A 24,358-nucleotide genomic window follows, 5' to 3' on the forward strand; every position below is an offset into this window, starting at 1 on the left:
ATCAAGCGCCTTAATTTTCAGCATTGATTTCAACAGGTGACCCAGAATGACTCACCAACGGTTCTTCAATCAGTTGATCTAGACCCGCAAAGTTCAAGGCAGATTGCCAATTTTCTTGAACTTGAGGATCATCGGAATCCTGACGTAACTGAGCCAATGTACCTGCTGCATCCATCCAGAAGCCATATTCGGCAAAAATAGCTGGCTTTTCCCGTTCTGATGCATTGGCTAACTTTTGAGCAAGTTCGGTGGCTGGAGAAACACGCTCAACCCACCCTTCGACCGTCAAATTGCCAGAAGCATCACCCCCCTCCTCACAACTGAGAGAAAATACCCACTGGTACTTTTCCGATTCCTGGAGTAGCTGCTTCTCCTCTGTCATTGGCTCTGGCAGAGTGAACATGACAATTCCTGGCGTTTCGTTTAGAGAAACCATTTCGTGATAAATAATCTCTTTGTCTGGACTCAGCAATGCAAATTCTGCTTCTTTGGCTTGAGTCTCACCGACATAAACCAAGAACGTCGGATTGGGCTGTACAGTCACTTCAACTGGAACTGTGTTTTTTTCTGAGGTTTCTGGTACTAAGGGTGTGACCTCGACTTCCTCTCCGTAGCACATACCCGAACCTCGGGAGAATCCTGGGGTTCTCCACCGAGACGCTCGAATTCTTCGGTTGCGAAATCGCAGACCTTTATTTCCAGCGAAGAGGGTTTCCGAAGGCTTCTGATAATTTTGACTGGACGAAGTGGGTTTGAGACCAGCGATCGCCATGGCACTGGCACTCATCACCAATCCCAGAGACAACATCAGGGAAAACGTTTTCAGATAGATAGAGGGCTTTTTCATGTTAATTCTTGCCAATGGAGGCACTTGAGATATGTATGTAGAGGCGTTCCGGCGGAACGCCTCTAGGTAGGAAAAAGAGGATAAGCTTTTCCCTTTAAGGTCTGTGTCATATCCGGACAGGAATCAGTGTCTGGAGTTGAAAGTACAACGACTCAGTTGTCTGAGAAAAGTTAATTTTCAACCCTTGACTCAGGACTATTAACAGGACGTTCTGCAACGAGATTCTCTAGCCCCACAGATTCCAGGAGATCTTTCCAGTCCGCTTGAACTTGAGGATTATCCGGATAACGCTCCCGTAATTTCGCCAGTGAACTCACTGTCTCTGTCCAAACTCCATGAACCGCATACACTTCTGGGTGCTGCATTTCTGGCGTTTTGGCTAACTCTTGTGCCAGAGAGTCTTCCTTGGCAATTCGCTTCACCCATCCTTCTGCCCTAGGATTTTGACTCCAATCATTTGGATCACAAGCAATAAATACAACCCAGCGATATATTTCACCCGTTTCTAACCCATCGTGATCTGAACTAGCCGCATCGGGTGCGGGTAGGCTAATGCTGACAATCCCAGGCGTTTTATCTTTCAGGGAGATGGTGTTTTCATAAACAACCTTCTCTATATCCCCCTCTTCCTTGAGCAGTGTAAACACTGCTTCCTCTACTTGAGTCTCACTCACATGAACCAGGAATGTCGGCATTTCCTCGACGGTCAGTTCCACCGGAACTTGAACATTTGCCGATGACTCTTCATCTTCCGGCAACTCTTGGGTTTGAACTTGCGGTAATAACGGCGTTATATTGACAATCTGTTCTTGATCGCCGATTTGGCACATCCCCCGCGAGAACCCTCCAGTTCTGCGTCGAGACGCTCTGATTCCCCGCCGCCGGAAGCGTAGACGTTTATTACCCGCGACTAACGTTTCTGAAAGCTTCTGATTTTCCTGATTGGGTGAACTCGGCTTCAGACCAGCAATTGCCATGACACTGGCACTCATTACTAATCCCAGAGACAACATCAGGGAAAACGTTTTAAGATATATAGAGGGCTTTTTCATTTTACTCCTTGCCAATGGCAGTAATGGATACAATTTTAATTAACGCGGTAGTAGAGAGCTAGAGCGAAATCAGCGTATTTATCTACAGAGCGACTCCTCTCTATTCAGCAACGTTTCCTGTCCTAGCTGTGAATTTTCAGCAATGCTAAACCAGGTTACCTCATTTCTTTATTGATAGCGACTCAGCCAAGGTGCTGGGTTATGATCAGCTTCACTGCCTCAAGTCGCTCAGTATACAATTTAAACCATGACAGTAATAAACTGCCTGGGTACTATATTATATACTAATATTCTATCGGACTCATCGGTAAAACCTAGTATCATTACACTTCTTAAAAAAAAGTGATTAATACCGAGATAAAATTAGAAAGTTGCTAGAGTTGACTGACTCTAGGTTAATTTATATTAAGTTTGATTGTCCTAATCCTAGGTTGAGAATGTCCAGAAATTCCGCCTTAAATTGGGCGTGAAGAGCGAATTAACCCTCAGGCGAACAGGAGGCAATACCAAGATGATTTCTGAAATGCGTTCATTTTTCACCCAACATCCCGTAGGTAAGGGAATCATGGCGTTTGGCGGCACAGTCGTTCTTACGAGTGTGGTAGTTACAGGGGTGATTGTGGGACTGCGACAGTTGGGGGCGTTAGAAGGAGCTGAACTGGACGCTTATGACCAACTCGTGCGATCGCGTCCTGAATCAGAGCCAAGCGATCGCCTGTTAGTCGTGGGGATTAGCGAAGATGATATCCGCAACTATAACCAGTTTCCGATAACGGATGCCACATTAGCGACGCTACTCAAGAAACTAGCAGACTATCAACCCCGTGCGATCGGCATTGACATTGGACGGGATGTGCCTATTGGCGAAGGTCGTGAGGATTTAATTCAGGTTCTTGAACAAAACGATAACATGGTCGCCGCCTGTGTCATGAGTTCTGCGACTGAACCCGGAACGCCACCCGCCCCCGGAGTTCCCCCAGAACAAGTTGGTTTTGCTGATATGCAGCTTGACCGAGATCAAGTCATTCGCCGCACAGCATTAGTGTCATTTCCGCCGTTGGTGGAACCACTCCCAGAAAATCCCCATCTGTGTCAAGATCCCGATAGCCTCCTCTATTCCTTTCCATTTCAGTTAGCCCTGTCATACCTGGAAACAGAGGGAATCGAAGAAGAATTAACCACCCCAGAGGAATTCATCAAGTTGGATTCCACCATATTCCCTCCTCTGGAAGACCAATCAGGTAACTATAGCTACACAGGTGCATTTGACTACCAAATCATGATCAATTGGTCAGGGGAAAATGCCATTGACCAGGTGACTCTGACCGATGTATTAGAAGACAACATTGATCCTAATCTCGTTAGAGACCGAGTGGTTTTAATCGGATACACCGCCAGCACAGCCAATGACGACTTTGCCACGCCCTTTAGTGCAGCTGCCCAAGATCGAGTGTTAATGCCTGGGGTCGTTCTTCACGCTCAAGTTGTCAGTCAAATCCTGAGTACCGTTTTAGAGGGTCGCCCCTTAATTTGGTATTGGTCACAGGGAAGTGAAATTCTCTGGATTTTTCTCTGGTCAGTTGTCGGCGGAACTCTGGCTTGGAAAATTCGCCGTCCTTGGATTCTGATTCCAGTTGCCCTAGTAGCGGGTGGTGTGTTGTATGGTATTTCCTATGCTGTATTCGTTCAGCAGTCGGGGTGGATACCGTTAGTTCCGCCAGCCATCGGGTTAGCCTTAACCACCTTTAGCGTTGTCATTATTGACCGCTACGGTCAAGTTGTGGCTAAAACAGTTAAGAAACTGCTGAGAATCAACATTGAAATCGACGAAACCAAAAAAGACGAGGAAGTCGCCCAAATCACAGAAAGTGATACCTTTCAAGACTTGCAGTACAAAGCTGATACACTCAGACGTCGCCGCAAAATTACTAAGCCGACAACCTCTAGTGATACAGTCACAGATCGAGTAGAACTCGATTGGGAAGAGGTTCCAGAACTCGGTCAATACCAACAATTACTGCAACGAGCGAGAGTATTAAGACATCGGCTGAACCGAGTTGAGGAGCAACGGGACGAGATTGAAGAAACTGATCATTCAACAAACGGCTCTTCTGGGACAATGCCAACGGTAAAAAAACAGGCATTTGATCCAGAAGATGAGAGTTACCTCTCGCAATTACAGAATCGGGGAAGACGGATGAGGAACAAATAATATCATGTCCGGTGAAATACTGACACTATTGGTGGAGACAAGGCAGAAGGCAGAAGATTGCCAGGAAAAAGGAAAGGATATAACCCATGAACCCTGAACAACGAACAATTATTCTCTTGAAACTTGCTGCCAAGGTATCCCAAGATCCTTTACTCCTGCGGAAACTCAGCGATCGAGTGTATCAGCTAATGCAAGAGGATTTACGCAAGCAACGCGAACGCCATAAAAACTACAGAGGGTTACTATAAATGGCTGACAATGGTAATATCACCCACGAACTCAACTACGTCACCGCTAATCGATTTTATATCGAAATCGAAAGTCAGATTACGGCTTCATTTAGCGAGTGTTCTGGGTTAGGAGTTCAGATTGATAAAGAAGTTTATTTTGAAGGAGGAGTTAACGAACAGCAACGCATCTTTCTCAAGCAAGCCAAATTTGATGATGTTACCCTCAAGCGGGGGATTACCGAAGATTTAGTATTTTGGGATTGGATTAACAAGACGCTCAATCCTGGTAAAAAAGAACGACGTAATGTCAACATCTTGGTCTTTAATCAAGCCGGAGAAACCATGCAATGTTGGACATTAATCGGTGCGATTCCAGTCGGTTGGAAAACGCCAGCCTTACAAGCGAGTTCCAGCACCGTGGCGATTGAGGAATTGACCCTTGCTTATGAAGGATTAAAAGTTGTCGCCGAGCAAGGTGGAGGCGGTGCCAGTACCGATTTACAACGTGCTAGCACTGGCTATTTCCCCAGTAATTAACGATGTAGAGACGTGCCATGGCACGTCTTTGTCTTTAAGGGCAGGTTTAGTAATTTTCGCGATAATTAATTTTACCTCAAACCTGCCCTGACTGAATTTTTAATTTCAAATACAAATCACTGATGAACGTTTCAGAACGATCCCTTGGGATAAACAAGCCATTACTGTCGCCTCAACCTCTGGGACAGACACCGATAAAATCTCACGCTTTAGGGATATTTGCTAACTCAAATGTTCATCACTTAGACATACTTTCTTCGACGGGCAGAACTGTATTAGCGGCAATCTCTCAACCACGGGAAGAGGCCCCTGTCAGGTGGGCAGAAAATGCTCAAGCTAATGATGGCATTGGATTGAGGAACGAAACCCCACTGACAAAGTTAACAGGCGTTCCAGGGGAAGCACCTACAGTTATTGCGGATCAGCAGAAAACACCGATTCAATCTGGACGACTTGAGGAAAATTTAGAGCTGATTGATGAGCATGATACGTTAGGAACTAGACCGATTGAAAACCGGGATAAAAATGAATTAAGTCCACCGTTTTTGCCAGAGGTTAGTCAAGCCAAATCCTTTCCCCAACTCCCCCTGAGTTGGCAAGACTTAAACACCATAATTTCCTTAGGTCAATTTCAGGGTTTAGGTTGGTCTTCTCTTCAATCCTTGCAGGTGTTAAATCTGACTCCTGAAACGTCAATCGATCAGGAATTAGGCAAATTTCCTTTCGGCAGTTCCGAGAATAATCAGAATCGTTTACCTGAGTCAAGTCTCTCACCCTTGAACTCACCCTCTTTGCACAAAAGTAATTCAGATTTTCATCTAGAGAGTCAATCCTCTAGTCAAACTCCACCAACCTCTTGGTCAAGTTTAGCTGAATTAATCGGTGAGGATAGTCCGGCTTCTAGTCAGGATAGGGAAGATGAAGAAATCGAAGGCTTTATGTTTACCCCAGACGGATTTCGTCCCCTGTATGCTAGTCCGAGAAAAAAATCGGGTGATGTTGCAGATTCTATCGAAGCGGAAACCAAAACAGCTTCTAGAACCAATCAAACTCCGATAGAAACGATTCAACCTTCAGTAACAGTTGCTAAATCTTCCCAATCCAGCGAACCAGAACTCGTCAGTGAATCCAATTTGCGGATGTTGGCACAGGAAGTCTACAAGTTAGTCCGACAGCGGTTGCAAATTGAGCGAGAACGTTATCGCCGTTAATGGTTTTTATAAAACAAATAATACTTATAGCAATCGCCATAGCGGTTAGGACGCATCTTATGGTAGAGACGTTGCATGCAACATCTGGAACAACAGTTCGGAAAGTCCTAATCGATGTGTCTACTGCTATAATTCGGATTAAATACCCCTGTTTTGCTAGGGACAAAGCAGAGGTCAGATAGCAGATTTTAGAAGAGTAAATTGAGGGAAATTTAATGACTCAACTAAATAAATACAGCTTAAATTCTAAACTAAAACTGGTACTAATCGGGGGTTTAGTTGTCCTGCTGATTATTGCCACTAAACATTTTGACCTTCGGGAGCTTTTGCAAGCCTCCTTACTTTGGGTTGACAGTTTGGGTGTCTTAGCCCCCATTGTGTATATGATCATCTATAACGTAGCAACACTGCTGTTTATACCGGGTTCCCTCTTAACATTAAAAGGAGGTTGCTTGTTTGGCTTATTTTGGGGTTCCATCTATGTCACGATCGCGGCAATGTTTGGAGCCATCTGTGCTTTCCTGATTGGACGCTATCTTTCGCGGGATTGGGTTTGTAAACAGATTGAGAGCAATGACAAATTCAAAGCGATTAATCAAGCCGTGAAGAGAGAAGGATGGAAAATTGTCCTGCTGACTCGCCTTTCTCCTATCTTTCCGTTCAACCTCCTCAATTACGTCTTTGGCGTTACCCAAGTTTCCTTAAAAGACTATGTTTTGGGTTCCATTGGCATGATTCCAGCTACCGTGGTGTACGTTTACATCGGTTCCCTAGCTAGGAATTTAGCCACACTCGATATGTCCAATCAACCCACCACACAGGACACTCAAATTGCCAAATGGGTGATTCGGATAATTGGCTTAATTGCTACGATTGCCGTGACTGTCTACGTAACACACCTTTCCAAGAAAGCTTTAGATGAAAGCGTTGTACAGGAATAAACTCACCACGCTGAAATCAGAAATCGCTAATTTTAGCATTTGGCGAAATCTCCCGAAAACCACAAGCAACATCCATGCTAAAGTATCGATAAAGTAACCCCAGTTAGCAGTCTTTAAGACGTAAAAATTAATGTAGAAACGTAGCCTACTACGTCTGTCAAAAAAGCGAAGTTTAAAATTTGATGTATAAGCAGGAGTTGAGATAAACCATGAGTAGCGATCGCCGAATCCCTGTCGCATTGCTATTGCTGCGACTAAGCGTGTTTCTGGTCATGCTAATGTGGACGTTAGATAAATTTGTCAACCCTAACCATGCCGCAGCAGTTTACCAGAATTTTTATTTGATTAGTGGGCTGAGTAATCAGATGTTTTACATCATTGGCGCGATTCAGCTTATTATCATTCTGGGATTTGTCGCAGGTTTCCAAAAGCGGTGGACTTATTGGTTAGATCGACACTGGATCGACTGGGGATGGGAGTCACGGGAGTCCCATGAGTCGCAGAATCAATTAACTTAGTACCGCAAACCCCTAATAGATATCTCCAGAAATTAAATTAGATTTTTACCTAGACAGGATAAGGGTTTCGGATATGTCTAATGGGGGTTCGGAAATCCTCACGTTGATAACCCAGGAAATCATTTGGCGAGGGAATCGCCTACAGAAATTAAACGAGGTTTTTGATTGGTTATGAATGATTTAATTCAGCAAACGGTAATTCTTGGCGGTGGGTTTACCGGACTGTTTACTGCTATACATTTAAGCCGTTCCAATTATCCGCGCTCAGTTATTCTTATTGATCGCGAAGAACGTTTTCGCTTTAAACCCCTTCTCTATGAGTATTTCAGCGGTCAAATGGAGGAGCCAGAGGTTATGCCTCGTTTTGAGGAGTTACTTGATGGTAGCGGCGTGACATTCGTGCAAGACGCGGTGCAAACCATTGACTTGCACCAGCATCAGGTTACCTTAGCCTCCGGTACATCTTGCCCTTACAGCAATTTGGTTTTAGCTTTAGGCAGCGTCACGGGCTATTTTGGCGTTGAGGGGGCAAAGGAGAATGCTTTGCCGTTTCGGGAAGGAAAAGACGCGATCGCACTAGATCAGCGTTTACGGGAATGCCTGATCCAAGCGATGCAAACCCAAGATATTGAAGAACGCCGCAAACTGTTAACCTTTGCCATTATTGGCGGTGGTCCGACGGGGGTAGAATTAGCCGCCACGTTAGCCGATTTGCTCCCACCTTGGTATGAGGCAATGGGGGGTCAACCCCAAGAAATCCGGGTGGTACTACTCAATCGCGGAGCCGAAATTCTCAAAGGTGACATTAATGATCCCCTGCGGGACACAGCATACGAGGAGTTGCAAAACCGTGCGGTTAAGGTGGAATTGCTGACCGAGGCACAAGCGACTGCTATTCGCCCAGATTCCTTAGACTATGAACAGGGGGATAAGCTGGAAACGTTACCCGCTGCAACGATTGTGTGGACAGCCGGAACTTCAACTCATCCTTTAATTAAGGACTTGCCCATTGCTGAGGAAAACCGCGATCGCAAAGGTCGTCCGTTGGTCAAACCAACCCTGCAACTGTTAGAGTTTCCCGAGGTTTTCGCGGGGGGTGATTGCGCGGCTGTTGAAGACAATTCCCTGCCACCGACAGCACAGGTAGCGCACCAACAAGGAGATGCGATCGCGTCTAATCTCCAAGCTTTAGCCAAAGGTAGAGAACCTAAGCCTGCTGAGGTTAACATTCGAGGCACGCTGATGAAACTAGGGTTAGAAGAGGCGGCGGCAAACATCTCGAATCAGGTTGAGGTGGATGGCGAAATCGGACACCTAATTCGCCAAGGCACTTATATGAATATCTTGCCCACACCCCTACGGGATTTGAAGTTGACGGCGAAATGGTTCACCGAGGACGTTTATCAGCAATATTTAGAACCAAAAGTAACTGGAAAAACCGCGAAAGTGGTGGCGGGTGCAGTTGTGGGTACGCTGATTGCCAGAAAATTGCTCAAAGCATTAGGGGATGAGGATAAGAAGTGAATGTCAAAAACCTGAAGGTGAGGAAGTGTGGAGTGTTGACCCTTCGCTTCCTTCGAGGGCATGGTTTTAAGCGTGTAGGGGCGGGTTTGACTATTATCATTTCTTGCTTCACCCGGATGCGACTAAACCCGCCCCGACTAATTGACATATTGATTGTAGAAGCTGGCGGCTGGGAAGACTTTAAACTGCAATACTTCTTTCTCACCAAACATTTTCATAACCAAACCTAGGACTATTAGCTATTCAAGCACCTTCTCATCTTATTCTCATTATCGCTTTAGGGTAATTTAAAAAAGCCGTATTAATCTGATCAATAGGGGCTAGACTATTTTACCGTCTTTAACAATGTCGGCATCTTAATCTGAATGTTGCTGACTTAGGCTGGGTTTGTAGTAGGCACGAAGCGTGCCAGAAGCGCTAAAGCGCTGACTACAAACGCTAAAGTCAGTGGCATTTATATTAACCTCCTTGATGGTATTAGCGTCTGCCCCAACTAAGACTTAACGACGAGTTGAGAAAACATTCAATGAACAGAGCCATAAAAATAACTCTCAGTAGTATTTCCTTGGTTGCCTTACTGATAGGGACGTTAGTTCTAGAAGCGGGTGGCTGGGAAGATTTTAAACTTCAATACTTCTCTCTCACCAAACATTTTCATGACCAAAGCCAAGAACTTGACGATCTCCGCAAGCAAAATATTGACCCCGCTAAAAATACCCGCATTGACTTAACTCAACTTCTCGATGGTGGACCGCCTAAAGATGGCATTCCCAGTGTTGATAATCCGCGCTTCGATACCGCCGAGACGACACCGTTTGAACAGGATGAATTCGTCATTGGCGTTGTCGTCAATGGAGAAGCGAAAGCCTATCCGTATGGGATTATGAATTGGCACGAAATTGTCAACGATACAGTCGGCGGTACTAACCTCACGGTTTCCTATTGTCCCCTGTGCGATACCATTGTAGTCTTTGACCGGGGAAACACCACCTACGGGGTATCGGGTAAGTTGTATCAAAGTTGCTTGGTGATGTACGATCGCGCCGATGATACCCTTTATGCCCAACCCTGGGCGCTGGGTATCGTTGGTGCCAATGTTAACCGTTCTCTAAACAGGCTTCCCGCCATGAAAACCACCCTTGGGGACTGGCTAGCCGAGCATCCCGACAGTAAAATTCTCTCCACGGATACGGGATACAGCCGCGATTACATGGATTATCCCTACGGCAGCTATTACACCAACGAGGAGCTTGTATTTCCAGTTCGCAATCAGGATGAGTTGACGCTTCATCCCAAAGCCATTATCAGCTATGTGTGGAAATCAGACGAGCAAACGCCGAAAAACCGTTTCTCCGGTGCTAATCATCAGTTTCCTCACCAAGAACTCGAACGAGTTGGCACGCAGGTGGTAGACTTTAATAATCGGCAAATTCGCGCTCGTTGGGATAGTGAACTGGAAACCGTGATTGTCGAAGAGTTAGATGGGACACGGATTCCCAGTTCGACGGCATTTGCCTTTGTGTATCCCGCATTTTTCACGGAGTAAAACAAGCAGATTGTTATCTTAAATTAAGGAAAAATCGCCTCAGTTGAGACGGATCGAGATTGAACGATTTGTAGCATTCATCCCCGGTCATCTTCGCAGTAGGCTTGCAATTCGCCTATGGTGCGGGGTTTACCGTCTGGACTGGCGAACCTGCTTTTTTCAGGGCGGTGTAGATTTGCAGGGCGGGGTTACTGCGATCGCTGAAGCGGCTACCGTCGATGCAAATGACTTTGCCGGCACAGTTTCAGAGGACTTTGTAGCATTCATTGAATCGGTCAAAGTTGTTATATGCTATGATTAATTAGAAAAAAATAACTAATTAGGACTCAAAAATGTTATGAGTGTAACTCCTGAATTACTAAACCGAATTACGCAAAATCCTGGTCAATGTGGTGGTCGTCCCTGTATTCGAGGAATGCGAATTCGAGTCACCGATATTTTAGAGATGTTGGCAGAAAATGTTAGCATTTCTGAAATTTTAGAAGACTTTCCTGATTTAGAACTAGCAGATATCCAAGCTTGTTTAGTCTTTGCAGCACGACGTACTGATTTTCCTCGACTAACCGCATGAAGATTTGGATCGATGCTCAACTTCCGCCCACCCTGGCAAATTGGCTGACAGAAACCTTTGGTTTAGACGGGAGTGCATTGCGAGATTTAGGGCTGCGGGATGCTCAAGATATCGAAATTTTTGCAGCAGCACGGGCTGAAAATGTTGTGATTATTACGAAAGACAGTGATTTCATCGATTTGGTATGTCGTTTAGGATCGCCTCCTCAAATTTTGTGGCTAACTTGTGGCAATGTCACTAACCGCAACTTGCGGCAATTGTTGAGAGCAGCTTTGCCAGATGCGTTAGAGCAATTGCGCCAAGGGGAAATGATTGTGGAAATTACAAATACTCCTTAAATGACAGATTGACTAACCTACATCTCCTCTAACCGGGATACAGCCGCAATTACATGGATTATCCCTACGGCAACTATTACACGAATGAAGAGCTTGTATTTCCAGTTCGACAGCATTTGCCTTTGTGTATCCAGCCTTTTTCCCGGAGTAAAACAGGCAGATTCTCATCTTAAATTAAGAAAAAATCGCCCCAGTTAGGTGGGCGCGACATTCTTCATCCCCCTATTTATCCTAGGGTGGTTGATTAAAAATGACTCGGATCGATCGCCTCAATTTGAGAACACCAAGAAAAGTCCTTGATATTAAAAGTGTAGATTGTGTTAACTTGATGGGCTAACATAATCCCAATGTGGAGTAAATCAAAAACTCCTCCATTGGTTACAGGTCTTTCTGTCAATAGACTCATCCAACGTTCAAACAGATCCACGGGAGTTGAAAGTAAGCAAATATGGGGCATCTGGCAAATCCGTTTAATGCGGATAATTGCTTCCGTTGGCTGTAAAGGGTTGGCTAAAATAGCAGGATTAGTAATATAGGAATAAAATTCGGCTAAAACCTGTGATGAGACACACAAAATTTCCCTTTCGGTGGGTCGAAAGATTTGTAATGCCGCTTTATGTTGAGGAGCTTTGGTGTTAGCAACATAAGCAAGGATATTAGTATCCAGATAAATTCGTTTAGCTTCTGTTGCCATAAAGCATAGTCCGATTAAAGGGTTGGAGAATTTCGCTTTCAAAAAATAAGGAATTGAGGTCTGATTCTGAGAGATGTTCTGGGTTTAATTGATTCTGCTGCTGATTGATAGTTTTAAAGGTTTCTATCATTAGATAAATTTGCTCGATTTGTTCAGGGGTGAGTCCGGTGATATCAATAGTTTGACTCATTTTTTTAGCTGGGGGCTAGGGTTTGCTGATATTTTAGCGAATTTGAGGAATTGCGTTAATTGGCAATTAGCAAGGGGTTCGGGGACAACCTGCTTTTTTGAGGGCGGTGTAGATTTGCAGGGCGGGTTTACTCGGATCACTTGGGTTGGTACTAGACAAAAATTACTTGATTAGCAAAATCCTCTAGCTCTCCAATTTTGGCATAAACTTCTAACTCTTCTACCGCATAGCCAATAGAAATTTTGGGACTGAGAAAGAAAATTCCTGTAAAATCTTGGCGGTTATCAATACAATTTTTAGCCAAAACCAGAAAATCATGGTCAGTCGTCACGAGGGGACGATTAAGTTGGACAGAGCGACTCAGGATGATTTCATCTATGGCACTACTGTTATTGTCTTCTTGAGCTGTCAGCACATCAACGCCTCTCAGTTGCAGACCAATTTTAATGGCTCGATGAACTGGAGCATCAAAATAGTAATAGATTGCCATTTTTATCCCTGCTGTCCCCGTTTTTTCTGAATTTTTTGTTTAAATTCTGAGGTATGATGACCGACTTTCATTTGAATTAATTCAGCTTGTAGTGTTTGAATGGTTTGCTGTTCTTCATCAATTTGAGCATCAATTTGGGGTTGATAGGTGTAGTAATAACTGAGGGCAGAGTAAATGGCAGCAAGGGAAATTTCAGGGTGCTGAAAGTGCAATTCTTCTGGACTCCAACCGTGGGCGTGTTTTTCTTGAATCAGTTGGGAAACGGAAACACGACTATCTGCAATTTTTGCCTGACCTTGAGTGTCAATTTTTAGGTATTGCCAAGTTAGGGGATTGTCTGTGGTAAAGGTCATATTCAGAATCAGGTAAGGGTTGATTTTTTATTATAGCAATGTTCATAGAAAACATCACAAATTGGAATTGGATGCAGTTGTCCAGAGAGCATAAACCCGGTTTTTTTTTGATTGAGTCAGCTTTACTCTTTCTGGATTTCCAGTTTAGCGAAGTGTTCTTGCACGAGGCGATGGATGAAGCGGTAGCGGTTGCCGACTCGTTGCAGGATGAGGCGTTCCGTGCAGTAGTCGAGAAAGCGGGTGATATTCCAGGGCATTTGACCTGTTAGCCACAGGGTTAGGCGTAGTGAAAAATAGTTCAAGCAAGGATATCCTTCTAATAAGCCAAAGACCAAGCCTATAATAAGTCCAATGCCTATACATAGGTAAACATTCAAAAAAAATAATCCAGGGATAATGCCTGAGCAAAAACCCACAAAGAATAATACTAAAGAATTGATAACAGAATTTTTTACGGCATTACCTTTTCTGTTTTTAGGTGATCTATTTTTGTTTTCAGTTAAAAATCCAACTGCAATGCTTGCGGCAATCAAAATTGCTAATATAAACCAAATCGCATTTGTTCGATACAAAAATAATGCAAGATTAAATAAACCTTCATAGAAGAACCAATCATCTACTGGTTCGGGAGGATTTCCAATTAAAACCAAGAATTGAAAATAGATATATTTTATAAAATCAAAAAGCAATACTATTAACCCAAAACATAGAATTGCTAATGAAATCATTAAATAACCAAAGTTTGTATCGTAAAAAATTTTCCAATTGAAATTGAAATTTTTTTTATATTTTGACACCTTAACTTAAGATGAAATGGCAAAATAATTGCCAACGATAAAATTAATGTGTAAGCAATTGTCACAAAATATTCTGGTAAAACCTTAGATAAATTTAAGATAAAATAGGATAATACAATGGTAAAAATTCCAGTTATAAAACAGTAGAATCGCTCTAGAAAATTTCCAATTTCTTCGCCAACCAAACTAACTAAGATTATTAACATTCCGAACAAAATTGTTAATATTGTTAAAACACTAATTAGGATAAAAACAAGGGGTAATGTAAACGGGTTTAGCAAAAAAATAAAGCAAGTCGTCGTTGGAATTAACAAAGCAAGAGAGTATTGCAAAATTTTATGATTTTGTTGTCCTAGTGAATCTATTTTGATTTCTTCTACACTAATAAACGGTTGTAAGTAAAAATATTTTGCTATTCTTGCAAGTCTATTTTGAACAGATAAAGGATTTAAATCAGATGTCTTATTTTGCGAATTACTGGATGTTTTTTTAGTCAGTCTCTCAACCCGATAAACACCAAGCAAATAATCGATCGCCCTCTCTTCCGTATTACAATTCCGCCACTCCTCAACATCAATCTGCTGATACGCAATACTCGTAATTGCTAAAAACAACGGCTGACGAATGAAATCGATAATCTTCTCCGAACCTTTGATACTTTCCCAAAATTCCCCTAGATTAATAGAGGCAAAATAATCCCGAATTTGCTCATTCGTCAAATCCTCCAAACAAATCGCCCCATTTAAGAGCAAAATCTCCTCATAGTCCTCATATTCCTCCTTGCGACTGCACACCACCAAATGCGACGGCGAAAACTCACTGCTGAAAAACTGATTAATTGCCCGGACACACTTCGCCTGACGTTCCGGTTGCAATTCATCCAACCCATCCAACAACAGCACTAACTCCTTCTCCCGAAGCCACTTTTCCCCGATGTCCTGACTCACCCCCTTACTCATAAGCTGAGACAAAACCCACTCCTTAATCGAAGGGTCATATTTTTCCCGCTCTCCAAAGGGCAAAAACTTGGGTTTCGTCACCTCCTGCCAAGTCGAAAGCTCCAAAATCACTGGAATCGGGGCATCGCTATCCCCTTCTGCCCGCTCAATCAAGGCTTCCGCTAACTCTAATAACGTTGTGGTTTTTCCGCCCCCCGGTTTGCCCAAAATCAGGAATTTGCCGGAAATCGTGGGATTATCAAACACATCCAGAATAGTCGTCTGGGGCGGTAACTGAACGCTGCGCTGTTCCCCCACCTTCACCGACATATCCCAAGGACGTTGCACCTGCTGGGGTTGCTGTTCTTTGCCCAAATTCACGAACGCTGCCCGGTGTATAGACTGGGTTAAACGGCTTTCTACCTCGGTTCGCATCTGAGTCAATAAACTTTGACGACTGCGATACTCCTGTTTAGATAGCTGTCGCCCTTCACTGTTGTAGTAGGTATTTTGAACACCATAATTAGCACCAGCAACATTCCCTTGCTGACCCTGGTTCCCTTGACTCCCTGTATTTTGATTCGTTGGCTCTGACATAGACTAATCTTTCTCGTTTGTCCAACCCTCGATCGCCCCAGCAACGATCGCCCCCACTGGAGTTTGCTTGAGTCCTTCCACAAATCCACCCCGCGCCGCGCGGATTGCTCGTTCCTTAAAGGTTGGCTGATCCTCAATTTTGGTAATGACAACTTCCGCCAGCCTCAACTGTTGGCTTGTGGTAGTCGCCTGAGTCAGGTCTAAACTAGAGACCAACGCTTGAATCTCTTGTACTGTAGCCTGAAGTTCAGGATCTGAGGTGTTAGTCTGAACCCCGTAGTTGACTCCTGCCACATTATGTTGAGTGCCTTTATTATCCACGCTGCCGACCGGATCATTGAACTGTTGCTTTTTCCCTTCTGACATGATGTGTCCTCAACTCTGCCATTATTCTAATCCAGGTGCGATCGCGCCGATGATACCCTGTATATACAACCCTGGGCGCTTGGTGTCGTTAAATAGGTGGACACAATAAAAGCTAACGGTGGAGAACTCGCGCAAGCGAGAAGCAAGCTACGTCCTTTGTAAGGGTTGGAGGCTTGTTTGCAAAACTTAGTACAGTACCGTTTTATTTTGTCCGACTACTTATGAATCTCAAAAAAACTAAATGGTGGCAAAAAAGTGTAATCTACCAAATCTATCCCCTCACCTTTGCTGATGCGAATGGAGATGGTAAAGGAGACCTGAAAGGCATTATTCGTCGGTTAGATTACCTGAATGATGGCAATCCCAACAGTCAAACCTCATTAGGAATTGATGCGATTTGGCTCTCCCCGATTAACCAATCACCGATGATTGATAATGGGTACGATGTGAGTGATTATCGCGATATCTGTCCCACCTTTGGCACATTAGCGGATTTTGAGAAGCTTTTAAACGAAGCCCATCAACGCGGCATCAAAGTGATTATGGACTTAGTGATTAATCACACCTCAAATCAACACAATTGGTTTATCGAGTCGAGTTCCAGCCGAGATAATCCTAAAAGCGATTGGTATTTATGGCAAGATCCCGCCCCAGATGGTGGAGTTCCCAACAACTGGCTTTCCTATTTCGGAGGAAGCGGGTGGACATTTAATCAACAACGTGGTCAATATTATTACCACACGTTTAATTACAATCAACCTGATGTTAACTGGAGAAATCCAGACGTTAAAGCCGCTATTTATGACATGATCCGGTTTTGGCTGAATAAAGGGGTGGATGGCTTTAGACTGGATGCGTCGAGTGTGTATAGTAAAGACCAATACTTTCGCGATAATCCGATGAAATTTGGGGCAACGGATAAAAACGACTATAATAACCAACATCACCTTTACAATAAAAACCTTCCGGACAACCATCAAATCATTAAGGAGATTCGGCAACTAATAGATGAGTATGACGACCGAGTGATTCTTGGTGAAACCTTCATCGATAATCGCCTTTATGATTCCGTCGTTTTTTATGGGGTAAACAATGATGAACTTCATTTACCCTTCACCTTTGAGTTTGCATTTAGTCCTTGGTATCCTGCCTATCTGCAACAAGAAATTGAAAAGAAAGAACTCTTGACGCCAGCAGGTGCTTCGCCCACTTACTTCTTAGATAATCACGATATTCCCCGACATTTATCGCGCTGGATTGAATGTAGTCTCTGCACAAATCCCAAAGCCATTGCCAAAGCCGCCGCTACCATATTATTGACGGTTCGAGGGACTCCTCTTTTGTATTACGGTCAGGAAATTGGCATGGTCAATCATCTCAATATTCCCCCAGAAAAAGCCAGGGATAAAGCGGTAGCCAATCCTCAAAGTGGTGAATCTGTACCGTCGCGGGATGGGGCGAGGACGCCGATGCAATGGGATGATTCAGCACAAGCGGGGTTTAGTTTTGGCAAAAATGTTGAACCTTGGCTACCTGTTAACGAAAACTATCTGGACGTGAATGTTGAAAATAAACTGAAGCAAGATGATTCAATTTTGAATTTCTATAAATCGTTACTACGAGTCCGCAAAAACAGCGAAGCGTTACAGGTGGGACGTTGGCGAACTCTGATCTATTATCCTTACGAGCATTTAGCTTACCTGAGAGAAACGGAACATGAGAGCGTGTTGATTTTAATTAACTTCTCCTATGAAAAAGATTTAGGATTGGATGAATCCATCGAAATCCCAATGTGGGAAGTTTTGCTATCCAATAAGCGGAAAACGGGCAAAATTATTGATTTACCCGAAAAGTTGCAACCTTTCGAGGTGTCTATCTTGAGAAAGTCATGAAACCTTTAGGGATAGTAGAGACGGTACCGTGGAACGTCTGGAAGCAAGGGGAGAAAAAATCGTAGGGGCGCAAAGACTTGCGCCCGATTCAATGGTCACTCGTGCGGTTGCTTATGGTGTGACGCGATCGCTGTGGTCTGCTGTTATTTTACACTGGCTAGCGGTAAATATTTGGTTATTTGTCTTCGGGGGAAGAGGCAAACTCTACGTCAAACAGACTGAGATTTTGCACGAGTCGCACTAACGTTTACGCCGATAGAGGTTATGAGGATTCGGATTGCTCAAGCATCGGATAGTCCCGAATTAGCCAAACTGTATCAAGAAACGGTACTCGCGATCGCGCCTCAATTCTACTCTGATGCTCAAACCCATAGCTGGGCATCGTTTGCTGAGGATACTGTTAGGTTTCAGGAGTTCATTTTGTCAGGGACAACATTTGTGGCGGTGGATGAAACCGGGATTCTCGGCTTTGCGGGGATAGCCGATGATGGTCATATTCTCTCAGCTTATGTGCGGCGCGATCGCATCCATCAAGGGATTGGTTCTCAGCTTATGGACATTCTCTTGGATTATGCTAAACGTCACAGGATTCAGCGCTTATATGCAGAAGCAAGTGAGTTTAGTTTGGGGTTGTTTAAAAGGTTTGGTTTTCAGGTTTATGATACGGAGATTGTCCAACGTCAAGGGGTGGAGTTTCAGCGCTATTTGGTTGAACGATTTACCCTCATCCCTTAACGTTTATCCCATCTTGTAGCTGACTTTTCACGGGAAGTCTATAGCAGTTCTCCAGTACGTGAAGTCTACCCCTAACAATGCTGTAACAGTTCAATAAACGCCACAACATTTTGTTCAGCAAATAACCGTGCGGCTGGTTGAACTACTTCCCCAGGCAAATCCAATCCTTCAGCAATCATCTCCACACTCAAACCTAACTGCATTAGGCGGTGTATGGCTTTTAGCTTGGCTTTTTGCTCACCTTCTTGTTGCGCTTCCTGATAAACCTTGGTTTGTTTGAGTTCACTTAACCCGAACATAGCTTGTATCTCCTCTCGGCTTTTTTGCGGTAATTTGTAAACGATGATTGTCTCGATTAAATCAATCAGATTCTGTTTAGTCGTCTCATCGGTTATCTGGACTTGGGCTTGTTCTGGGGATTGGTTGATCAGTTCAAAGAAGATACTGGGAAACCCTTTGAACAAGCGATAAAAAATGCTGTCAGTTTTCACGTTCTCCTTGGGCTTTCCATCACACAGTTGACGATTAATACTGTGTCACCCCAGAAGCGGAAAATTCCTATCACCACAATCTTGACAAATTTAACCAATTATGAGTTAAGCCAGGACAGACGACGCGATCGCACCTGTGGAAACCGTGTAGGGGCGACCCGCCTGCATCAATTAACAGACCACTCCATTCAATTGGATTGGGTCGCCCTTTACTCCATACAAAAAAACCCTTAAACTTGCTCACGTCAATAGCCCCGGCTTTGACTTTTCTCGACTTGCGCCAATAATTGTTCCTGAGTATGAGCCGTAGGTTTACAACTAAGTCCCTGACAAACTAAGCCAACGGAATCCTCCGGAAGACTGGGTTCTAATCGATACATAGTCGCCGGAAAATACTGCGTCATTAGGGATAAAATCTGAGCCACGCTGGTGCGAATTAGGGTAGAATTGCGGAACCAATCTAAAGCCGTAAACAGACTGGGACAGGATTGGGGTGACTGGTTCATTACACTAGCAAACGCATTCAGGGCTTGTTCAGCGCGATCCAGATAAGCCAAGTTTTCCGTGAGTAACGTCAGACGCACCAAATTCGCGATCGCGACACCATTCGCCGCAGGTGTGGCATTATCGGTATAACTGCGTTCCCGTACTAATAAATCCTCACTACTATCATTAGCAGCGTTATAGTAGCCTGCGAGTTCTACACTCCACAAGTATTCGTCAAATTCGTCCTGTACCTTAATCGCCTCGTCTAACCAGATATCCGGGATTGGCGATTGGGAAGACTCCTGTGCTGTTGCTAATCCCAGTGAGGCTTGATGCAAATCCAATAACGCTTTAATAAATAACGCATAATCTTCCGACTGTGCCAATACAGACGCTTGACCTTCGTAATTCAAGCGATGGAAACGCTGATCAACCCATTGATTCTCCAGAATAAATTTAGCGGCTGTTGTGGCTAGTTCCAGGTATTCGGGTTTCCGAAATACGCCATACGCCCGGGCTAAACCGGAAATCATTAGGCTATTCCATGCCACAATCATTTTCGTATCCGTAACCGGAGGAATACGACCTGACCAAGTCTTGGTTTTTGCCTCCTGATTATTCTGGGCGGGGGGGAAGGTTTCTAAGCTATCGGGTGGGGAACCATAACGGGCAGTAAACAGTTTTGCTAATGCCGTTTCTAAGGAATCACTTAACTGATCCGAATAACGGCGCTGCAACACATTTTGTCCTTCAAAATTCCCCTCAGACGTCACCGTAAATTGTTCTTGCAATTCTGCCAATTCCTTAGCCGTGAGGAGTTGCTGCAATTCGGCATAACTCCAGACATAAAATGCCCCTTCTTCCGGTTCAGCGGCGCTGGGTTCGGTGAAGCTATCGGCGTCTTGGGCGGCGTAAAAATAGCCGGACGATGAGGTCATTTCCTGTGTCAGCCATTGCACGGTTCCCGATATTGCCCGTTCAAACGCGGCTTCCTTAATTCCCGCACTCCACAGATTCGCCAGATACTCGACAATCTGCCCATTATCGTAGAGCATTTTTTCAAAGTGAGGCACTGTCCAAGTGGCGTCTACGGTGTAGCGATGAAAGCCGCCTGCAACGTGATCATAGATTCCCCCTTTGGCTAAATCTAACCCACGCGATCGCGAGGCTTGGTATGCATCAACCTCGGTCGTTTCCTGGAAGCGAATTCCCCGTAAGGCTAAATCCGCATAAGGAATCATCGGAAAACTCGGTCCATAACTCCCACTATCTACAATCCGGATCGTCTTGTCCATCCCCTGACGCAGTAACTCAGCCGTGAGTTGTCCGGAAGCGGGGAGGAGAACCGACTGTTGTAGATGACCAAGAATCTCTTGTTTAAAGTTTTGCAGCTTCGTCTTTTCCACATCATAGAAGCGGCGAATCGCTTGCAATACCTGTAAAAAGCCCGGACGCCCATAACGCGGTTCCACAGGGAAATACGTCCCGCCGTAAAAAGGAACCCGATCCTCTGGCGTCAGAAAGATATTTAGGGGCCAACCCCCTTGACCCGTCATCATCTGCAACGCCTGCATATAAATGCTATCAATATCGGGGCGTTCTTCCCGGTCTACCTTAATCGGCAAGAAATTGGCATTCATGTACTGTGCGATCGCCGGATCAGAAAAGGCTTCCCCTTCCATCACCGTACACCAGTGGCAGCTTGAGTAACCAATGGACAGGAAAATCGGCTTATTGTCTGCCTTAGCGGTGAATAACGCTTCATCACTCCAGGGCCACCAATCGATAGGATTTTCCGCATGCTTACGCAGATAAAGGCTTTGGCATTGGGCAAGGCGATTGGTCATGACAACTCAACTGTGGTTACTCTAGATGCTCTGTGGATCAGTGTATCGTGATTAGCGATTTTAGTCTCCCAGAAATAGACTGGGATAGGATAAGAAGCGATTAACGCTACCGTTAAATAAATCAAGGTACAAGGGAATAATGACTGTTTGGACGGACATGATATTATGACTATTTTGGGTTAAACCCAACTCACTTAGCCGTTGATAGTTTCCTTCTGATTGACGGATAGATTCCCGATTCCCTGTTCCCTCGCCTCAAACGCCTCCTTCCTGTAACACTTCCGAGAAGGCAAAATCGGGTTCTGCTAACACAAATACGGTTGTTGGTAATCCCGTGGCTAAACCTTGCAAGCGTTCGTAATAACTGGTGTAATCATCCATCGGTTTCGCCATCCCTAAGAAGACTAAATCTGCACTTTGGGAAGACCGACGCAGGATTTCTGGGAAGGGGCGTCCCTTTGCCTCAATCACTTGCGATCGCGCCCCAATCCGTAGTTGTTTAGTCAAGTTTTCCACATTCGTCCGCGTGGCTTGGGCGGCGGCGTTATTGGCAACCACTAATTTAAGGTTAATTTCGGCACTGCGCCATTCTAAACTCGTCCGCAACAGATACGCCAAGATTAACATCAAACCCCCATTTGCCTGTAACCCGCCCCACCAGACATCAATCCGTTTGCGGCGACCAAATCCCCGTTCCTCCACATCCCGTAAAATCACCACATTACGACGGGCTTGATGCAAGTTGGCGATCATCTGACAGTAACTCCCACGATGAGACGCTTGTTCACTATCCCCCAACAGAATCGTATTCGGAACCAACGGACCAATCCCATACGCCTCAACTAACCGTTCCGCCCCAATAAACGGATCAGGGGCAGTAATTAACCGGGCTAATCCTTGCACCCCCCGCTTCTCTAAATACTCGCGAATCGTGGCTTCCATTTCCAACTGCTTGGCTGGATCACGAGATCCACTGGGAATCACACTGGCGACAGTAAATAAGCTGCGTTTGTGGGTTAAATTTGCCGCAAACTCCACCAAATGCCAGCGACGAGTGGGGGCGCCAGAGAAAACCAGAATATGAGGACGCCAGTTTTTCGTATCAGCCGTATAGTCGAGGCGATTAATTCCGGTGCGTACCAACGCCATCCAGACACCTTGACGCACATCCCCCCAAGCACTTTGTAATTCCCGCCGTTCTAACCAAATATAAACACTCGATACAATCACCGCCGCCATGATTGTCGCCACGGCGTTGAGTAAGAACATCACCCCCAAACAGCCTACCGCCCCCAGCAGGGATAAAGACCAATGCACCCGGAAGGAGGGACGAAACGAGGGACTACGTAAAAAGCTTTCAATTCCCGCCGCCACGTTCAACACTAAATAGGTGGTGAGGAAGAACATACTCAAAATTGGGGCGATTAAATCCAGATCCCCCAACGCCACGGCGACTAACACCAAGCCCAAGGTAATCACCGTCGCAATACGCGGTTCATCTTCGGGTCCGTAACCTGTTCCCAGAAACTTTAGCCACCGAGGTAAAATCCCATCCCGCGCCAGCGCCTGCATGACCCGGGGCGCACCCAGAATACTACCAATCGCACTCGATAATGTCGCCCCCCACACCCCCAATAACACCGAAGGACCCCAGAGGGAGATTGTCTGCATAATTAACGGGTTTTCGATTAACGTGAGAGCATCCGCCCGCATCGCTAAAATTACGGGTAATGCCATATAAACCACATAACCCGTCCCCACCGCCGCCAAGGTACCAATGGGAATCGAACGGGTGGGATTGCGTAAATCTCCGGACATATTCACCCCCGCCATAATCCCGGTAACGGCTGGGAAGAAGACGGCGAAGACAGTCCAAAAGGGTTCGGAGTTTTGCGGTTTCGCCCCCCACAATTCAATCTGAGTATTCGGGTCAACGGGAGAACCAAAGACCAAACAAATTAAAGACAGCGCGATCGCTGCCATAATAAAATACTGTGCCTTAATCGCAATTTGGGCAGAAGCGATCGCCAAAATCGCCACCAGAATCGTGGTAATAATTGCCGTCAGCCGTTGATTTAAGTCCGGAAACGTCAGCGTCAGACTCTCAGCAAAACCAATCGTATACAGCGCCACGGATATCGCCTGGGCAAAATACAGGGGAATTCCCACCGCGCCGCCAGTTTCAATTCCCAGAGAACGGCTAATCATATAGTACGCGCCCCCCGCCTTCACCACCCGATCCGTGGCGATCGCACAAATTGACAGTGAGGTGAGAAAGGTAATCGCTGTAGACAGGGTGACAATGATCAGCGTGCCAAACAAGCCCACATTTCCTACGACCCAACCAAATCGCAGGTACATGATTACACCGAGAATCGTCAGCAGGGACGGCGTATAAACTCCCCCAAACGTACTCAAACCTGTCTCTGGTTCAGAGGGAGTGGGTGCAGACGAGGGTGAATCTTGACGGAACGGGTTTTTCATGGTAAGCACCTAAGCCTGGTTCAATCCAACGAGAAAGGGGAAATTGTTTCAGCAAAGACAGTCTGAGTAATCTGTGTACTTCCCCATAAACAAGCAAAAAAAAATGAGATATAGCTTTTTAGCACCCTCACGAAACCAATATCACACCCTAATTTAAGCGATTTTAAGCAGCGGGCGATCGATTCTACTAAATACCCGTGTCCGTTACTGTAGCAAAAAAAAAATTCTCTCGGATCTCTATCTAGAGGTTGGGGAAGAATTGTAGGGGCGGGTTTAGGGACTCTCGTCTCGCCATGAGATAATAACATTTGTACAAAACCCGCCCTGACCGAATTTGTAGGAGGGAACCAGGTTTGTAGGGGCGGGTTTAGGGACTCTCGTCTCGCCATGAGATAATAACATTTGTACAAAACCCGCCCTGACCGAATTTGTAGGAGGGAACCAGGTTTGTAGGGGCGGGTTTAGGGACTC

The 24,358-nt window shown here is 45.1% G+C and carries 23 protein-coding genes and 1 pseudogene; 13 read left to right on the top strand and 11 right to left on the bottom strand.

Going from position 1 to position 24,358, the window contains the following annotated elements:
• Positions 1-10: 10 nt before the first annotated feature.
• Both RIE73_RS10520 and RIE73_RS10525 read right to left on the bottom strand, forming a co-directional pair.
• The gene (locus tag RIE73_RS10520) at positions 11-847 is read right to left on the bottom strand and encodes a DUF928 domain-containing protein (RefSeq protein ID WP_446401136.1); all 837 of its coding nucleotides are present in this window, start codon (positions 845-847) and stop codon (positions 11-13) included.
• A gap of 170 nt (positions 848-1,017) precedes the next feature.
• Positions 1,018-1,899, bottom strand: a complete 882-nt coding sequence (locus RIE73_RS10525) for a DUF928 domain-containing protein (RefSeq protein ID WP_446401137.1) — start codon at positions 1,897-1,899, stop codon at positions 1,018-1,020.
• A 511-nt stretch (positions 1,900-2,410) separates the two neighbouring features.
• On the opposite strand from RIE73_RS10525, the gene RIE73_RS10530 reads away from it, so the two are divergent.
• The 10 genes from RIE73_RS10530 (at position 2,411) to RIE73_RS10575 (ending at position 11,527) form a co-directional block, all read left to right on the top strand.
• On the top strand, positions 2,411-4,111 hold the full coding sequence (locus RIE73_RS10530; protein WP_446401138.1) for a CHASE2 domain-containing protein: 1,701 nt from the start codon (positions 2,411-2,413) through the stop codon (positions 4,109-4,111).
• Positions 4,112-4,197: 86 nt separating this feature from the next.
• Positions 4,198-4,359 (top strand): hypothetical protein, encoded by a 162-nt coding sequence (locus RIE73_RS10535; RefSeq protein ID WP_446401139.1) that lies wholly within the window; start codon positions 4,198-4,200, stop codon positions 4,357-4,359.
• Entirely contained in the window at positions 4,360-4,878 is a 519-nt protein-coding gene (locus RIE73_RS10540) for a phage tail protein (protein WP_446401140.1), read from the top strand.
• Between the two features lie 122 nt (positions 4,879-5,000).
• Positions 5,001-6,089: a hypothetical protein gene (locus tag RIE73_RS10545; protein ID WP_446401141.1), complete on the top strand. Its 1,089-nt coding sequence runs from the start codon at positions 5,001-5,003 to the stop codon at positions 6,087-6,089.
• Positions 6,090-6,304: 215 nt separating this feature from the next.
• Complete coding sequence (locus RIE73_RS10550) at positions 6,305-7,030, top strand: TVP38/TMEM64 family protein (protein WP_446401142.1); 726 nt, start codon at positions 6,305-6,307, stop codon at positions 7,028-7,030.
• A gap of 209 nt (positions 7,031-7,239) precedes the next feature.
• Positions 7,240-7,548, top strand: coding sequence for a hypothetical protein (locus RIE73_RS10555; protein ID WP_446401143.1), 309 nt, complete (start codon positions 7,240-7,242; stop codon positions 7,546-7,548).
• Between the two features lie 171 nt (positions 7,549-7,719).
• Positions 7,720-9,072, top strand: a complete 1,353-nt coding sequence (locus RIE73_RS10560; protein WP_446401144.1) for an NAD(P)/FAD-dependent oxidoreductase — start codon at positions 7,720-7,722, stop codon at positions 9,070-9,072.
• Between the two features lie 526 nt (positions 9,073-9,598).
• The gene (locus RIE73_RS10565; RefSeq protein ID WP_446401145.1) at positions 9,599-10,618 is read left to right on the top strand and encodes a DUF3179 domain-containing protein; all 1,020 of its coding nucleotides are present in this window, start codon (positions 9,599-9,601) and stop codon (positions 10,616-10,618) included.
• Positions 10,619-10,955: 337 nt separating this feature from the next.
• A complete protein-coding gene (locus RIE73_RS10570; RefSeq protein WP_446401146.1) occupies positions 10,956-11,189 on the top strand; it encodes a DUF433 domain-containing protein in 234 nt (77 codons plus the stop codon).
• Positions 11,186-11,527, top strand: coding sequence for a DUF5615 family PIN-like protein (locus RIE73_RS10575; RefSeq protein WP_446401147.1), 342 nt, complete (start codon positions 11,186-11,188; stop codon positions 11,525-11,527). The genes RIE73_RS10570 and RIE73_RS10575 overlap by 4 nt, the downstream gene beginning before the upstream one ends.
• 244 nt (positions 11,528-11,771) lie before the next feature.
• Here the strand turns inward: RIE73_RS10575 and RIE73_RS10580 are convergent, their stop codons facing one another.
• The 6 genes and pseudogenes from RIE73_RS10580 to RIE73_RS10605 all read right to left on the bottom strand — a co-directional run bounded on the left by RIE73_RS10580 (position 11,772) and on the right by RIE73_RS10605 (position 15,952).
• Complete coding sequence (locus RIE73_RS10580) at positions 11,772-12,221, bottom strand: type II toxin-antitoxin system VapC family toxin (protein WP_446374603.1); 450 nt, start codon at positions 12,219-12,221, stop codon at positions 11,772-11,774.
• The gene (locus tag RIE73_RS10585; protein ID WP_446363316.1) at positions 12,205-12,411 is read right to left on the bottom strand and encodes a hypothetical protein; all 207 of its coding nucleotides are present in this window, start codon (positions 12,409-12,411) and stop codon (positions 12,205-12,207) included. The genes RIE73_RS10580 and RIE73_RS10585 overlap by 17 nt, the downstream gene beginning before the upstream one ends.
• Before the next feature lie 151 nt (positions 12,412-12,562).
• Entirely contained in the window at positions 12,563-12,901 is a 339-nt protein-coding gene (locus tag RIE73_RS10590) for a DUF5615 family PIN-like protein (RefSeq protein ID WP_446401148.1), read from the bottom strand.
• A gap of 2 nt (positions 12,902-12,903) precedes the next feature.
• Positions 12,904-13,254 (bottom strand): DUF433 domain-containing protein, encoded by a 351-nt coding sequence (locus tag RIE73_RS10595; RefSeq protein WP_446401149.1) that lies wholly within the window; start codon positions 13,252-13,254, stop codon positions 12,904-12,906.
• A gap of 122 nt (positions 13,255-13,376) precedes the next feature.
• Positions 13,377-15,481: pseudogene (locus RIE73_RS10600) on the bottom strand (NACHT domain-containing protein); the annotation flags it as partial.
• A 108-nt stretch (positions 15,482-15,589) separates the two neighbouring features.
• A complete protein-coding gene (locus RIE73_RS10605) occupies positions 15,590-15,952 on the bottom strand; it encodes a hypothetical protein (protein WP_446401150.1) in 363 nt (120 codons plus the stop codon).
• Between the two features lie 221 nt (positions 15,953-16,173).
• Here RIE73_RS10605 and RIE73_RS10610 point away from each other — a divergent pair, with 221 nt between their 5' ends.
• From RIE73_RS10610 to RIE73_RS10620, 3 genes are read left to right on the top strand one after another with little or no spacing between them, the layout of a single operon-like run.
• Positions 16,174-17,844, top strand: coding sequence for an alpha-glucosidase (locus tag RIE73_RS10610; protein WP_446401151.1), 1,671 nt, complete (start codon positions 16,174-16,176; stop codon positions 17,842-17,844).
• Between the two features lie 28 nt (positions 17,845-17,872).
• Entirely contained in the window at positions 17,873-18,088 is a 216-nt protein-coding gene (locus RIE73_RS10615; protein WP_446401152.1) for a hypothetical protein, read from the top strand.
• 20 nt (positions 18,089-18,108) lie between these two features.
• Positions 18,109-18,579 carry an N-acetyltransferase family protein gene (locus RIE73_RS10620; protein WP_446401153.1) on the top strand — a complete coding sequence of 157 codons (471 nt, stop codon included), beginning with the start codon at positions 18,109-18,111 and terminating at the stop codon, positions 18,577-18,579.
• A gap of 71 nt (positions 18,580-18,650) precedes the next feature.
• On the opposite strand, the gene RIE73_RS10625 is transcribed toward RIE73_RS10620, so the two are convergent.
• From RIE73_RS10625 to RIE73_RS10635, 3 genes are all read right to left on the bottom strand, one after another.
• Positions 18,651-19,070: a DUF2887 domain-containing protein gene (locus RIE73_RS10625; RefSeq protein WP_446401154.1), complete on the bottom strand. Its 420-nt coding sequence runs from the start codon at positions 19,068-19,070 to the stop codon at positions 18,651-18,653.
• Positions 19,071-19,315: 245 nt separating this feature from the next.
• On the bottom strand, positions 19,316-21,403 hold the full coding sequence (locus RIE73_RS10630; protein WP_446401155.1) for a thioredoxin domain-containing protein: 2,088 nt from the start codon (positions 21,401-21,403) through the stop codon (positions 19,316-19,318).
• Between the two features lie 255 nt (positions 21,404-21,658).
• A complete protein-coding gene (locus RIE73_RS10635; RefSeq protein ID WP_446401156.1) occupies positions 21,659-23,887 on the bottom strand; it encodes a Na-K-Cl cotransporter in 2,229 nt (742 codons plus the stop codon).
• Positions 23,888-24,358: the final 471 nt, after the last annotated feature.

The organism is Coleofasciculus sp. C1-SOL-03 (assembly GCF_040220555.1).
Classification (GTDB): domain Bacteria; phylum Cyanobacteriota; class Cyanobacteriia; order Cyanobacteriales; family Coleofasciculaceae; genus Coleofasciculus.